The sequence below is a fragment of the Maricaulis maris genome (assembly GCF_049116555.1).
In the GTDB taxonomy this organism is placed as follows: domain Bacteria; phylum Pseudomonadota; class Alphaproteobacteria; order Caulobacterales; family Maricaulaceae; genus Maricaulis; species Maricaulis maris_C.
The window spans coordinates 146,997-160,245 of the sequence record NZ_JAGDYT010000006.1; the positions used below are offsets into that span (position 1 = coordinate 146,997).

Annotated in this window: 14 protein-coding genes; 7 read left to right on the forward strand and 7 right to left on the reverse strand. The window is 62.5% G+C overall.

What is annotated here, in order from left to right; genetic code table 11:
• The first annotated feature begins 29 nt into the window (after positions 1 to 29).
• Complete coding sequence (locus JXQ94_RS08290) at positions 30 to 956, forward strand: TSUP family transporter (protein WP_421923300.1); 927 nt, start codon at positions 30 to 32, stop codon at positions 954 to 956.
• Positions 957 to 1,031: 75 nt separating this feature from the next.
• Entirely contained in the window at positions 1,032 to 1,331 is a 300-nt protein-coding gene (locus JXQ94_RS08295) for a hypothetical protein (RefSeq protein WP_421923301.1), read from the forward strand.
• A 98-nt stretch (positions 1,332 to 1,429) separates the two neighbouring features.
• On the opposite strand, the gene dksA is transcribed toward JXQ94_RS08295, so the two are convergent.
• Complete coding sequence (dksA, locus tag JXQ94_RS08300; RefSeq protein WP_295694233.1) at positions 1,430 to 1,858, reverse strand: RNA polymerase-binding protein DksA; 429 nt, start codon at positions 1,856 to 1,858, stop codon at positions 1,430 to 1,432.
• A gap of 160 nt (positions 1,859 to 2,018) precedes the next feature.
• Positions 2,019 to 2,429: a flagellar assembly protein FliX gene (locus JXQ94_RS08305; RefSeq protein ID WP_295694230.1), complete on the reverse strand. Its 411-nt coding sequence runs from the start codon at positions 2,427 to 2,429 to the stop codon at positions 2,019 to 2,021.
• A 249-nt stretch (positions 2,430 to 2,678) separates the two neighbouring features.
• On the opposite strand from JXQ94_RS08305, the gene JXQ94_RS08310 reads away from it, so the two are divergent.
• The 4 genes from JXQ94_RS08310 to JXQ94_RS08325 all read left to right on the forward strand — a co-directional run bounded on the left by JXQ94_RS08310 (position 2,679) and on the right by JXQ94_RS08325 (position 5,323).
• On the forward strand, positions 2,679 to 3,794 hold the full coding sequence (locus JXQ94_RS08310; RefSeq protein WP_421923303.1) for a flagellar basal body P-ring protein FlgI: 1,116 nt from the start codon (positions 2,679 to 2,681) through the stop codon (positions 3,792 to 3,794).
• Position 3,795: 1 nt separating this feature from the next.
• Positions 3,796 to 4,122 carry a rod-binding protein gene (locus JXQ94_RS08315; RefSeq protein ID WP_421923304.1) on the forward strand — a complete coding sequence of 109 codons (327 nt, stop codon included), beginning with the start codon at positions 3,796 to 3,798 and terminating at the stop codon, positions 4,120 to 4,122.
• A gap of 3 nt (positions 4,123 to 4,125) precedes the next feature.
• The gene (locus JXQ94_RS08320; protein WP_295694222.1) at positions 4,126 to 4,575 is read left to right on the forward strand and encodes a flagellar basal-body protein FlbY; all 450 of its coding nucleotides are present in this window, start codon (positions 4,126 to 4,128) and stop codon (positions 4,573 to 4,575) included.
• Positions 4,576 to 4,645: 70 nt separating this feature from the next.
• Positions 4,646 to 5,323: a class I SAM-dependent methyltransferase gene (locus JXQ94_RS08325; protein WP_421923305.1), complete on the forward strand. Its 678-nt coding sequence runs from the start codon at positions 4,646 to 4,648 to the stop codon at positions 5,321 to 5,323.
• Here the strand turns inward: JXQ94_RS08325 and JXQ94_RS08330 are convergent.
• Positions 5,320 to 8,073: a hypothetical protein gene (locus tag JXQ94_RS08330; protein WP_421923306.1), complete on the reverse strand. Its 2,754-nt coding sequence runs from the start codon at positions 8,071 to 8,073 to the stop codon at positions 5,320 to 5,322. The two genes, JXQ94_RS08325 and JXQ94_RS08330, sit on opposite strands and share 4 nt — an antisense overlap.
• A 237-nt stretch (positions 8,074 to 8,310) precedes the next feature.
• Between JXQ94_RS08330 and pseB the strand changes: the two genes are divergently transcribed.
• Positions 8,311 to 9,384 (forward strand): UDP-N-acetylglucosamine 4,6-dehydratase (inverting), encoded by a 1,074-nt coding sequence (gene pseB, locus JXQ94_RS08335; RefSeq protein ID WP_421923307.1) that lies wholly within the window; start codon positions 8,311 to 8,313, stop codon positions 9,382 to 9,384.
• Here pseB and pseC read toward each other — a convergent pair.
• The 4 genes from pseC to JXQ94_RS08355 form a co-directional block, all read right to left on the reverse strand.
• On the reverse strand, positions 9,381 to 10,547 hold the full coding sequence (gene pseC, locus JXQ94_RS08340; protein ID WP_421923308.1) for a UDP-4-amino-4,6-dideoxy-N-acetyl-beta-L-altrosamine transaminase: 1,167 nt from the start codon (positions 10,545 to 10,547) through the stop codon (positions 9,381 to 9,383). The two genes, pseB and pseC, sit on opposite strands and share 4 nt — an antisense overlap.
• A gap of 140 nt (positions 10,548 to 10,687) precedes the next feature.
• Positions 10,688 to 11,521, reverse strand: coding sequence for a flagellin (locus tag JXQ94_RS08345; RefSeq protein WP_421923309.1), 834 nt, complete (start codon positions 11,519 to 11,521; stop codon positions 10,688 to 10,690).
• Between the two features lie 222 nt (positions 11,522 to 11,743).
• A complete protein-coding gene (locus JXQ94_RS08350; protein ID WP_421923310.1) occupies positions 11,744 to 12,019 on the reverse strand; it encodes a flagellar protein FlaG in 276 nt (91 codons plus the stop codon).
• A 189-nt stretch (positions 12,020 to 12,208) separates the two neighbouring features.
• Complete coding sequence (locus tag JXQ94_RS08355; RefSeq protein ID WP_421923311.1) at positions 12,209 to 13,033, reverse strand: flagellin; 825 nt, start codon at positions 13,031 to 13,033, stop codon at positions 12,209 to 12,211.
• Positions 13,034 to 13,249 lie beyond the last annotated feature (216 nt).

Consider the following 13,249-nt stretch of genomic DNA (forward strand, 5'->3'; position numbering starts at 1 on the left):
TCGCGCCGGGAGCGCTAACGTCTCGAGCGATGTTACCCGCCCCCTCCTTCCTGCCACGCCTGCGCGTCCGCACCTTCACCCTGGCCTGTCTCGGCCTGCTGGTCCTGGCTTATCTGTGCGTGCTGGTCCTTGCCGCCGCGGACTGGCCGGCTCTGGCAGGCCTGTGGCCGATCAGCTTTGTGGGACTGGCCGGCGCCCTCGTCGCCAATTCGACCGGGGTCGGCGGCGGCGTCGTCTTCGTGCCGGTGTTTTCGGCGCTGCGAGAGACCGGCCTGCTCGAGCTGGGTCCATCGCAGACCGTGGGGGTCAGCTTCTCGATCCAGTGTTTTGGCATGAGCGTTGGCGCGCTGACCTGGCTGAATCGCTACTACCGCCCCGATGTCCGTCCTGACGAGGTCGCGCACCGACCCGTGGTCGGCCGGATCGTTTTGATCACGCTCGCAACAGGCCTGCCCGCCCTGCTGGCGACGCAATATCTGGCCCGGATCAATGGCGAACTCGCCTTCCTGCTCTTCAAGCTCTTCTCGATCGCGCTGGGCTGCGCCCTCATCATCCAGGTCGTCATCCTGCGTGGCCCGCATGCCGAGCGTGAGAAACTGGAACGACTGGACCTTGTCCTGATCCCGATCATGGGTCTGGCCGGCGGCGCTGCTACCGCCCTGTTCTCGGTCGGGATCGGGGAATTGCTGGCCCTGACGCTTTTCCTGCGCCGCTACCCGGTCGACATATGCGTGTCGACAGCGGTCATCGTGTCTGCCGTCACGGTCTGGACCGGCAGTCTCTACCATCTCGAGGCCGGCCATCTTGAGTGGGGCGTCCTTGTCTTCGCCGCCCCTGCTGTCGCGATCGGCGGCTTCCTCGCGCGGCGACTGGCGCATGCGCTCGGCGGACTGCGCCTGAAGCTTATGACAGCGATCTGGATCATCGGATCCAGCTCGGCTCTACTGGTGATCTAGCCACCCGGCCACGTGATGAATTGTCGAGCCTGGCGTAACCGGATTAAGCTCCCGCCTGAACTGGGGAGGATCAGCATGACCGTGACCGCCGCGCTCCGCGCCATTTCCCGATGCCTGACAGGCCTGGCCTTCCTGGCCGTGATGCCCGGTGTTGGCGCCCAACCGGCCGCCATATCGTCAGAGGATTTCCAGACACGGCTCGAAGACTATCGCGACCTGTTCATCGCGATCGATCAGGTCACGGAGCTGGACCGGACGCATTTCGAGACTGGCGGCGAACCCGCGAATGCGGGCGATCTCGTTACGGACGCGCGGGACATGCTGGACAGGTTGCGCGATCAGCTCCGCGCCGGACGCATCCGAGCCGCCCGGTGATCCCAGGCGCGACGGAATTCCGGCTTTCAACGCACGCGAAGCCATCGCGTCACAGCAATAGCCGCGCTCTCGGCTTCAGCGGATTGAAAGGCCTGGGCCTAGCTGTCGCGGTGGACGCGTTCCTTGCGCTCGTGGCGCTCCTGCGCCTCCAGGCTCATCGTGGCGACGGGCCGCGCATCAAGCCGGGCCAGCGAAATCGGCTCGCCGGTCTCGTCGCAATAGCCATACTCGTCTTCTTCAAGACGGCGCAGGGCCTTGTCGATCTTGGAAATCAGCTTGCGCTGCCGATCACGGGCCCGCAGCTCAAGCGAACGGTCCGTCTCGGTCGACGCACGATCTGCCAGATCCGGCAGCGCGCCCATGTCTTGCTGGAGATTTGTGATTGTTGAACGGCTCTCCCGGAGGATGTCATCCTTCCAGGCCAGCAGTTTACGACGGAAATACTCCTTTTGCCGATCATTCATGAACGGCTCGTCTTCCGACGGGAAGTAATCCTTGGGCAATTCGATCGGTTCAGCTTCGCTCATCGCTTCCCACTCAACTCAACGCGGTATACCGCTCTCCCCCAGAAAGCGGGCGGAGAATATTCGCCGAGCGGCTCAAGTCAATGTGGAGACGCTGTTGCCGCACCATTCCTGGCAAGCAAATAGCGAAAAACCTTGAATGATTTGTGTCGAACCGAACAGGTCAGCTGAACTTTGCCAGCTCAACAGCCGCCCGCGTCTCGACCTCGTCGAGTGCGGCTTCGAGTCGCGCATCATTCGTGGCATCGCGACGGGTCTGCAAAAGATCCATCAACGCGACCAGCTTGGCGCGGGGCAGACCGCCTTCCAGTAGCGCGATCTTGAGCTCATCAAGCATGTCCAGCATGTCGAAGGCGCGATCGGTCGCCTGCTTGCGGGCATGGGTGAAGTCTTCCACGCCCTGAAGCGCGAGGATGGCATCCACCGATTGAACGGAGGAGACGGAACTGGCCGTCATCGACCCTGCCGTCTTGGTCGGCGTATCCAGCGAGAATCCCTCACCCGAAGCGCGCGACGTCGTCTTGCGCTTGCCGGCTGAAACGGAACTGGTGGAGCTGGGTCCGGAGACTTTCATGGCGGGAATCATTTCCTCGTGATGACGTCCAAGGGATGCGGTCGGGCCGATTAACAGAGCCTTAACTCGGGCCTCCCGATCGGCAATTTCTGCCGGTCCGGGATTGCAGGCGGCGGGATTTTCCGCCCCTGCGAGAGCCAACATAAACGGTAAGCCCCTGTTTTTCAGCGTCTTATTTTATTAACCAAATCCGCAAAACTGGCACGGCACTGGCAAGGTCGAACGCGAACACGTTCCGGAGACCGCAAAATGCGCCTGATCATCACCCTGCTCGCCGCCCTCGCCTTCGCCGCGCCCGTCATGGCGTCGTCGCGCATCAAGGACATGGTTGATGTGGAGGATGTGCGGGACAACCACCTGGTTGGCTACGGTCTGGTCGTCGGTCTCAACGGGTCAGGCGACAGCCTGCGCAACTCCGCTTTCACCAATCAGTCGCTCAACGCGATGCTCGAACATTTCAACGTGAACACGCGAGAGGCCAATCTCAATACGCGCAATGTCGCGGCCGTCATGGTGACGGCGTCACTGCCGGCCTTCTCCTCGCAGGGCAGCCGTATTGACGTGACCGTCTCGGCCATCGGCGATGCCTCGAGCCTGCAGGGCGGCGTCCTGATCGCCACCCCGCTTTTCGACAGCAATAGTCGCGCCTGGGCCGTCGCCCAGGGATCTCTGGCGGTTGGCGGTTTCGAAGCCGCGGGCGATGCAGCCGTGATCACGCGCGGTGTGCCGACGTCCGGCCGGATCGCCAATGGGGCGCTTATCGAGAACCCGTTTGAAGGCACCGGAATCGATCCCTGGGCCGCGCTCGCCAATCGCGACACGCTGCGCCTCTCCCTGCGCAATCCGGACATCACCACGGCGCGCCGCATGGCCGACGCCATCAATGCCTATGTCGGCCCGGGCGCCGCTCGCGCGTCGGATCCGAGCACGGTGACCCTGCAGCGCACGGCCCAGTTTGACGGCGACATGATCGACCTGCTGGCGGAAGTCGAGCAGCTGCGCGTCGAGGCCGACATCCCGGCCCGCGTCATCATTGACGAGAATACCGGCACCATCGTGATGGGCGAGAATGTCCGCGTCTCCACCGTCGCCATTGCCCAGAGCAATCTGACCATCACCGTCACCGAGAGCCCCATCGCCAGCCAACCGGCGCCCTTCTCGCAGGGCGAGACCGTGGTCCTGCCGCGCACGGATGTCTCGGTTTCAGAGGACAATATGCAGCTTGGGGTGCTCGACGGGAGCGTCTCGCTGAGCCAGCTGGTCGACGGCCTCAATGCGATGGGCGTCAGCCCGCGTGACATGATCACCATCCTGCAGGCGATCAAGGCTGCTGGCGCCCTGCAGGCCGAGATCGAGGTCCTGTAAGATGGATAATCTGCTCGAACTCCAGCTCGCCAATGCGGCCGGCGCCGGTCGCGCCCAGGGCACACCGAATATCGGTGGCGCCCGCAACGAGGCCGAGGCCCGTGCAACGGCCGAGGAATTTGAAAGCTTTTTTCTCTCGCAGATGATCGAGCAGATGTTCTCGCAAGTCGGTGAGGAAAACCCATTTGGCGGCGGACCGGGCGAACGCGCCTTCACCGGACTGCTGCACGAGGAATACGCCAATGTCATGGCTCAGGCCGGTGGCCTCGGCCTCGCTGACCGCCTGACATCTGAAATCCTGCGCTATCAGGAAACCGGGGAGATCTAGACAATGACCGAACTCGCTGCCGGCAATCCGGCTGAACGCGCCGAGGGCCTGCTCAAGCTGACCCGCCGGCTCACCGACCTCATCAATGAGGAAACCCGCCTCTTCCAGGACCGTCGCCCCCAGGACGCGCTCAGCCTGCAGGACGAAAAGTCCGAGCTGGCGAATATCTATCGCGCCGAAGTGGCCCGCGCCGGCAAGGAGCCGAGCCGGTTTGCCGGTGCTCCGGCCCCGATCAAGGCTGCCCTGCGGGAGGCAACCACCAATTTCCATGAATCCCTGGCTGAAAATGGTCGCATTGTCGGAGCGCTGAAGACCGTCACCGAGGGGGTGGTCAAGGCGATCGCCGACGAGGCCTCCCGGCAGCGGTCCACGGCGGGCGGCTATGGCCCCGGCGCGGCGCAACAAGCCGGCCGCGGCGGCAATTTCGCAATCGCGGTCAACCGCACCGCCTGACCAGCCGGCGTTCATAGCGCATTTACGAGGCGGCTTCCGGCTGGCATTCCAGCGCCATGGGAGCCGCCTCATGCCGATCAATCCACCCGACACGCCTGATGATGAGATCCCGGTCCTGACCGCCTATCGCGCCTGGGCCGCCATCTATGACGAGAATGAGAACCGTACGCGTGACCTTGACGCGACTTGCCTCGCCTCTGCCGGCCTGCCCCTGGCCGGCGCAAAAATCGTCGAGTTCGGAGCCGGAACCGGCAAGAATACGGCCCACCTGGCGCGGCATGCTGCCAGCGTGGTGGCGATCGACATCTCACCGGAAATGCTGGCGAAAGCCCAGGCGCGCAGGCTGGGCGGTCATGTCACCTTCCTCGAACACGACATATGCCAGGACTGGCCGCTGGCCGCGGAGACCGCGGACATCGTGATTGGCAATCTGGTGCTCGAACATGTCCGCGACCTGTTGCCTGTCATGGTCCAGGCCGCTCGGGTCTTGCGCCCGGGCGGACGCCTTTACCTGTCGGAGATTCACCCGTTCCGGCAGTCAGGCGGCAGCCAGGCCCGCTTCGAACAGGGTGATGGCAGGACCGTCCGCGTGGAGGCCTATTATCATGGCGTTGCAGATTATCTGGCCGCAGCCGAAGCGGCAGGGTTTTCGCTGCTCACGCTCGAAGAGCCGATCGGGGACGGGACCAAGATCAGCGCCGAGACACCGCCACGCCTTCTGGTCCTGAATCTGGTGAAACGCGTCTAGAGGAAGAGCCCGGCCTGTCCGCTCGGCCCTGAACTCAATCGCGCCAGGCCGGCCTGATAATTGGCCAGCTGGGAATTGTAATAGGCCGGAACCGTGCCGCCCTTCTTGCCCGCCTGCGGACCCTTCAGCAATTCCTTCAGGGCCGGGTCCAGGGTCAGGTCCCGATAGGCGCGCTGGACCTTCGACAGGGCATCCTGAAGGGCCTCCATCGCCGTCTCGGCCGAGTCCAACTCCTTCAGGGACATGGTCTGCGGCAGGTCGAGCGCGAACAGGGGTGGCCCATCCGTTGTCTTGTCATCCTTGTCGAGCAGAGAGCCGTTATTGACGATGGCCCCCGGCGCGATGCCCAGGGATTTGAGGAGGTCGCGCCCCTCGCCGCCGGCAAAGAGCTCGATCGTCGAGCCCTCGGCCGCCTTGATACGCAGCATGTCACCCTCGCTGGAGCGGCGCACATCGGCGCTCCCGTCGAGGACCAGCTTGGCGTTGATCTTGAAGGTCAGCGACCGCATCGTATCGTCGGCATCGATCGAGACCTTCTTGCGACGGCCGCCATCGACAGAGAGATAGAAATAGTCGCCATCGCGCGCCGAACTGCGGTCGGTCACGACACGACTGTCGGAATAGGTCAGCGTGCCGGTCGGCAGACCCAGCGCGTCGAGAACGCTGTCATCGGTTGTCGACAGGGCGATACCCTTGGCATCAGCCAGACCACCGCGACCGGAGACCTGGGTCGACCAGTCCAGCGCGCCCGTCGTGGCGTCGAGCTGCGCCGCAAAGGCGTCGCGCTCCCCGATCAGGGCATCGCCATTGATCCCGCCCAGCGTCTTGCCGGCAATATAGAGCTTGCCATTGTCGACCTGGATACCGGCAGCGCCGTCATCCTTGTCCGACCCGACAAAAGTCAGGAAATCCGTGGTCGGCGTGCCGCCATCGCTCAGCTTCATCACGAAGGCGTCGCGGACACCGCCCGCATGGGCGCTGACCGGGGCGGTCGGAGCGAAGCCGTCGCCCGCAGCGCCGGTGACATAGATGCCGCTCGCATCGATGGCCAGACCGCCGATGCGGCCATCATCGAGACTACCGAAATCCTGTTCCCAGATGGCAGCGGATGTGTCGTCCGAGACGTCAAACTTGCGCAGGACGGCCCGGCCATCCTCCTCGCTGGCGACAACCAGATTGCCGTCCTCGGCGATGGCGATCGCGGCGACATTCTCGTCTCCCGTCGAACCGACCCGCCGGGTCCACAAAGTGGAACCGCTGGCATCGATCGCCCGGATATAGCCATCGGTATTGCCGCCCTCATGGGCATCGTCACCAAAGGCGCCGGCGGATTTGCCCGCAACATAGACCGTGCCGTCATCGCCGATAGCGACCGTGCCGGCCTGGTCATCCTTGGTGCTGCCAAACCGCTGGGTCCATTGCTCGACCCCGCTGGCCGAGAATTTCACGACCACAGTGTCGGAGCCGCCGATATCCGTGCTGTCGCCCAGACCGCCCTCAACCTTGCCGGCGACAACGACATTGCCGTCCGCATCGGTTGCGATCGACAGGCCTTCGGCGGTCTCGGCTGCGCCAAGAACACGACTCCAGACGCGATTGCCGGTGGAGTCATACTTCGCCAGCACCAGGTCCTGCTCACCCTTGAGCACCTGACCGTCCGTCGAGGCCCCAGTGTGGCCGACGACAAAAATGCCGCCATCGCTGGAGGCGGTCGTCGCGTGGATCTCGAGCGGATTGTCTTCCTGCTTGATCCGGGTCTCGCCCTCCTCACCCCCGACGACGGCCACTTCGGTCTCGTTCGGGTCGGCACTGAAGCGCGTCGTATAGCCAGTCTGCGGATCGCCGCTGGCCAGGTCGGTCAGTTTCACCACCTGCCCGCCGGCACTGTCATTGATCCCCGACACGCCGGCAAAATAGAGCGCCGGTTCCGCGGCGCTGGCCGAGAAGGATATGGTTTCGGTCGACACGCCCTGGATCAGGAAGCCGTAATTGTCACCCGGCACGACGCCGACATCGTTTTCCTCGCCGATCTTGGTGCGCTCGAAGCGCGAGATCACGCCCGCGGCTTCCAGCTGCGTGTTGATGTGATCGGAGATGTTGTCGAGATTGCGGGTCGTCGCGCCCATATCGGCGAGATTGATATCGATGGTCTGGGTGATACCGCTCTTCTTGACCGAGACCGAGAACTGCACATCGCCGGTCAGGCTGGCGACTTCGGCGTCGAAATCGCCCTTGTGGATCGTATCGGTCTTGTACTGGGAGGTGCCGCGCGCGATGGCGACCTCACTCTCGATCTTGGTGAGTTCTTCGCCCTTCAACAGGGTCAGTTCTTCCAGGTCCAGATCGTCAAAAAATCCGTCGAACTGGGCCAAGCCTGACTGGAAGCTCTTGTCGAGGAAAGAGCGGCGCGTGTCGGCCGTGGACTTGTCCATGGCCTCTTCCGCCAGTGAGGCAAGACGCTTCAGCCCTTGGTGGAGCGAGAAGAGTTGCTTGTGGTCGCTCGGCGCATCGAGGCCGGAAAACTCGCGATCCGGATCATTGAAGAAGATGCCGTTGGCGAGGACCTTGCGGCTCATCTCTTCCAGCGTCATCAGGTTCGGAGACCCGATCTCCCAGGGCGCCGGGGCCTTGGGGGCCTGGGAGCGTGCGGACGCACCCGACGACAGGGCCGTCGAGGAGGCCAGCGAGGCGCTGATACGTGAATTGTACCACCCCGTCAGAAGCCCTGCATTGAGTCCGATCACGCTCACGGCGAGAATCCTTTTTCCTGAGTGCCGACAGTGCGCCCGAAACACGAAGAAAGTGTTGCGAAACAAGGTAAATGCGATCGAGACAAGTGGAGGGATCGCCAAGCATGACAGGGCAATCCGACTGCCCTGCTCACAGCGCCGAAAATCTGTTAGCCTGTTCGCGCTTCGACAGGCCTAACCCACCGTTAACCTTGGCGGCGCAGCGTCGGTCACTGGATACGAATCGCGAGGCCCAGCATGTCGGACAAGACAGCGCCCGAAACGCCTTTCGAGGAAATGATGAACCAACGCTCCTTCCTCGATCCGCGCATGCCGCTCGACGGCAAAACCATTCTCGTCACCGGCGGGACGGGTTCGTTCGGCCGCAAGCTGACCGAGACCATCTGCGCCGAATACAAGCCGAAAAAGCTGATCATCTTCTCCCGTGACGAGCTCAAACAGTATGAAATGGCTCAGGATTTTTCGCCCAGCGACTATCCCTTCCTGCGCTATTTCATCGGTGATGTTCGTGATGAGTCGCGGCTCGACCAGGCCATGCGTGATGTCGACATCGTCATCCACGCGGCTGCGCTGAAACATGTGCCGATCGCCGAATACAATCCCTTCGAATGCATCAAGACGAATGTGATGGGCGCCGAGAATGTGGTTCGGGCCGCGATCAAGCGCGGCGTCAAGCATGTCTGCGCCCTGTCGACCGACAAGGCCGCCAACCCGATCAACCTCTATGGCGCCTCGAAACTGGCTGCGGATAAAATATTCACCGCTGCCCAGCATATGGGCGGTGAAGGGGGGCCGGTCTTCTCGGTCGTGCGCTACGGCAATGTTGTCGGCTCGCGCGGCTCGGTCATTCCCTATTTCCGACGCCTGATTGACAGCGGCGCCCAGGAGCTGCCGATCACGGACCCGCGCATGACGCGGTTCTGGATCACGCTCGACCAGGGCGTGAATTTCGTGCTGTCCAGCCTGTCCATGGCCCGCGGTGGCGAGATCTTCGTGCCGAAAATTCCGTCGATGAGCACGGCCGACCTCGCCCGCACCATGGCGCCGCATCTGCCGCACAAGGTGATCGGAATCCGTCCGGGCGAGAAGTTGCACGAGATCATGATCCCGGAAGATGATGCCCGCACCACGATCGAGCTGGATGACCGATTCGCCATCCTGCCGGCGCACGGGGCCAAGGTCACGGCGCGCTATATGGCGTCCGGCGGACACCTCGTTCCCGACGGGTTCAACTACGCGTCCAACACCAATCCCGAACAGCTGACAGGTGCGGCGCTGCGCGAATTGATCGGGATGGCAGCCGCCGCCTAGCTGCCCACAACGTCCGACAACACAGAGACAACCCGCGCCGGGTCCTCATCGGCCATGCCGACAAAGAGCGGCAGGGAGAGCGTGCGCGCATAATAACGCCGCGCGCCCGGCACATCCGCCTCACCATAGCGCGCGATGTAAAAGGGCTGGTCGCAAACCGGGATATAGTGGACCTGGCTGCCCACGCCCTTCGCGACCAGCTCGGTCATAACCTCGGCCCGGCTTTTCCCGCTCCCCTGAAAATCGATCCGAACCGGATAGAGATGAAGACAGGGATCACAGTCAGGAGTTCTTGCCAGCCCCTCAAGCCCGGGATGATTGCCCGCCAGCGCCGCGTCATAGGCAGCAGCCAGTGCCTGACGACGGGCGGCAAAGGCGTCGAGACGCTTCAATTGGGACAAGGCCAGCGCCGCCTGGATATCACTGAGACGATAATTCCATCCGAGCGCCTGCATTTCATGCCACCAGGGCTCACCCGCCTGACGCTGATGCCGACCGGCATCGCGCTCGATACCGTGACTGCGCAGGCTCTTCATGCGCCGCGCGAGCTCGGCATCATTGGTGGTGACCATGCCACCCTCGCCGGCCGCGATCGTCTTGACCGGATGGAAGGAGAAAGTCGCTGCACGCGAAAACCGGCAATTCCCGACCGGCTCGCCCTGCCATTTCGAGCCGACCGCGTGACAGGCATCCTCCACAAGCACAGCCCCGGCCTTCGCGGCCAGATCCGCCATCTTGCTCATGGCTTCGCACTGACCGGCCAGATGGACAGGCAGAACCGCCCGAGCCGCATCACCGGCTTTTGCAAGCGCTTCGGCGAGTGTCGCCGGCGTCATCAGGCCGGTGTCGGGATCGACATCGGCAAAGACGACCTCGGCGCCACAATACAGCGCCGCATTGGCTGTCGCCATGAAGGTGATCGCGGGCACGATACAGACATCACCCGGACCGATGCCCTCAGCCGCGAGTGCGAGATGCAGGGCCGTGGTCCCGTTGGAGCAGGCAACCGCATGCTCGGCGCCGGCCATGGCGGCGAAGGCGACTTCAAGCGCGTCGATTGACGGGCCCGTGGTCAGCCAGTCGCCACGCAGAACGGCGGTGACCGCCTCGATATCGCTGTCGTCGATTGATTGGCGCCCATAAGGCAAGAAGGCGTCAGCCATCGGCAATACTCCCAGCCGCGGTGCCCGGCGGCACGACATTCATGCGCAATGATGCCGGAAATCATGGATTGAGTCGCCCAAACGGAAACGGCCCCCGGAAACCGGGAGCCGCGCCGTGGTGGTGGAGGTGGTGGAACGGGTTAGCCGCCGAACAGGTTGAGGATGATCTGCGGCTGGCCATTGGCGATCGACAGCGCCTGGACACCCAGTTGCTGTTTGACCTGCAACGATTGGAGTTTCGCACTTTCTACCGCGAGATCGGCGTCAACGAGGTCGCCGACACCCTTGGTCAGCGAGTCCATCAATTTTCCGACGAAGCTGGAATGCGCTTCCAGCTTCTTTGTATCCGAGCCGAGATTGGCCAGCGCCTGATTGACATTCTCGAGCGACGTCTTGATCGCGGCAACAGCGTTGGTTGCCAGCGTCACAGAACCAAGGCTGGCGGTGGCGGCAATGGTGACGATCGCGCCGCCAATGGTCATGTCCTGCGCCTTCAGCGTGACCGAGCGGGCCGCGTCGGCGTCCGCAAGGAACTCGATACCGCTGGAGATGGAACCGTCGAGAATGTTGGCACCGTCGAACTCGGCGTTCTGGAGGATGCCGCTGATCTGGTCGAGCAGCGCCTTGAAGTCCGCATCATAGGCCTGGCGCGAGAAGGTATCGAGAGACGGGTCCATGGCGGCGGTGGCTTTTTCGCGCATCTGGACCAGAAGGTCGGAGATCGACTCGCCGGCCGCGAGCGCGACATCACCGATTGTCGACGCCCGATCGAGACCGCTCTGGACCGCTTCCAATGCGCGGATATCGGCTCGCATGCCCTGAGCAACGGCGTAGATGGCCGCATTGTCCTTCGCGCCGCTGATCTTCAGGCCGGTATTGATACGGTTCTGAACGCCCAACATGTCGTCATTGGTCTTGTTCAGGTTCTGAAGAGCGATCATGGCTCCGGTGTTGGTATGGACGCTCATCGTCATGCGACATTCTCCCGCGTTTCATAAAACCGCCATTCAGCGGCTGTTCGAAACGGGATGCGCAAAAGGCGTGCCGTTTTGGGACGCTCAATAAAAACGTTTTAAGTCAAATGCTTGATATATGAATTCAGAGATTGGCTTGCGCCGTCTGACCACGCATTGCCGGGACACATGTGCCCGGGGGGTCAAAATTTGCCGGGTCATCACCCCGGTGGGACCTGGACGTCAGGCCCGTCGATCGAGCAGGCCGCCCGTGCGCGTACGCAGGAATTCCATAAGGTCGGCATGCTTCTCCGGCGGCCAGCGCCGGACCGTCTCGCCCGTATCCTGATCGACCATCAGATAGATATAGTCGCCGGACGCATTGTCCTGGAGGATTTTCAGACGGGAGTTGGCAAGCGTGTCCGCGGCAAGGCGCTCGATATCAGCGGCATTGTCTTCCGGACGATTACCGGTCTGCGCGCTGCGATCGCTGTCCTGAACAGGCTCGACCCGCCGCACGGCATCGCGTGGGCGGTCAGTTGATATGTCTCTGTTCTCGTTGATGGGTGTGACGGGAACAGATCTAGGATTGAACCCCGTTTCTGCCATTTTCCTATTCGCTGACGCGGAGGCATCAGCGCCTCACTAAATCTTCGCGTCAACCGCGGAGGCGGGTAGCGGAGCGAGGCTCCGCTACCCAATCCGTGATTAACGGAAGTAACCCAGGATCGTGCTGGGTGCCGAGTTGGCGATCGACAGTGCCTGAACGCCAAGCTGTTGCTTGACCTGCAGGGACTGAAGCCGAGCACTCTCTTTGGCCAGGTCCGCATCGACCAGGTTGCCGATACCCTTTTCCAGGGCGTCAGACAGCTTGCCGACAAAACCCTTGTGGATCTCGAGCGAGCTGGACGCGGTGCCGAGCTTTGCCAGAGAAGCGTTCAGGTTGTCGAGCGAGGTTTCGATCGTGGTGACGAGCGTGGAAGCATCGCCAGCAGACGCGAAGGATGCGGTCGCAGCCACGGTCACCGAACCACCGCCCAGAGAGAAGTTCTGGTCGGAGATGGTGATGGTGTTGGAACCGTCAGCATTGGCCAGGGCCGAGATCGACGTCACGGAACCGTTGATCAGGTTCGTGCCATTGAATTCAGCATTGTCGACGATCGTCGTGATCTGATCGCGAAGTGCCTTGAAGTCTTCGTTCAGCGCCGTGCGCGACGCGGTGTCGAGCGACGAGTCAGAAGCGGCCAGGGCCTTTTCCTTCATCTCGATCAGGATATCGCCGATGGCCTCACCAGCGGCCAGGGCCACGTCGGTGGTCGAAGCAGCGAGATCAAGCGAGTTGCCGACAGCGGCATAACCGTTGACGTCGGAACGCATCTTCTGAGCGATCGCGTACACGCCGCCATTGTCCTTGGCGGACGCCACAGCCAGACCCGTGTTGATGCGGCTCTGGACTTGCTCCATGTCGCGATTGGTCTGGTTGAGGTTCTGCAGCGCAACCATGGCGCCAGCATTCGTGTTGATTGTAGCCATTTCTTGGCCCTTTCCATTCTGGTTTTACGCGGACGTTCTGCCCGTCGGGTCTTCTGACCCTGTTGTGGAAAGAGCAAAGCTGGTGCCAGTTGGCTGTTGACCTCGAAGGTTAACTCGGGGTCGCGTGATTCGGTGGGCTGTTTTTGCCGAGTCAAACTTTCCCCGGTAACCATTTGCCCGGCAAAAATTGCCTATCAAAGGGCGCAAATGGCTAGG

Coding starts and splice junctions, on each gene's coding strand:
- JXQ94_RS08290 (WP_421923300.1), top strand. CDS start 30: ATGTTACCCGCCCCCTCCTTCCTGCCACGCCTGCGCGTCCGCACCTTC.
- JXQ94_RS08295 (WP_421923301.1), top strand. CDS start 1,032: ATGACCGTGACCGCCGCGCTCCGCGCCATTTCCCGATGCCTGACAGGC.
- dksA (WP_295694233.1), bottom strand. CDS start 1,858: ATGAGCGAAGCTGAACCGATCGAATTGCCCAAGGATTACTTCCCGTCG.
- JXQ94_RS08305 (WP_295694230.1), bottom strand. CDS start 2,429: ATGAAAGTCTCCGGACCCAGCTCCACCAGTTCCGTTTCAGCCGGCAAG.
- JXQ94_RS08310 (WP_421923303.1), top strand. CDS start 2,679: ATGCGCCTGATCATCACCCTGCTCGCCGCCCTCGCCTTCGCCGCGCCC.
- JXQ94_RS08315 (WP_421923304.1), top strand. CDS start 3,796: ATGGATAATCTGCTCGAACTCCAGCTCGCCAATGCGGCCGGCGCCGGT.
- JXQ94_RS08320 (WP_295694222.1), top strand. CDS start 4,126: ATGACCGAACTCGCTGCCGGCAATCCGGCTGAACGCGCCGAGGGCCTG.
- JXQ94_RS08325 (WP_421923305.1), top strand. CDS start 4,646: ATGCCGATCAATCCACCCGACACGCCTGATGATGAGATCCCGGTCCTG.
- pseB (WP_421923307.1), top strand. CDS start 8,311: ATGTCGGACAAGACAGCGCCCGAAACGCCTTTCGAGGAAATGATGAAC.
- pseC (WP_421923308.1), bottom strand. CDS start 10,547: ATGGCTGACGCCTTCTTGCCTTATGGGCGCCAATCAATCGACGACAGC.
- JXQ94_RS08345 (WP_421923309.1), bottom strand. CDS start 11,521: ATGACGATGAGCGTCCATACCAACACCGGAGCCATGATCGCTCTTCAG.
- JXQ94_RS08355 (WP_421923311.1), bottom strand. CDS start 13,033: ATGGCTACAATCAACACGAATGCTGGCGCCATGGTTGCGCTGCAGAAC.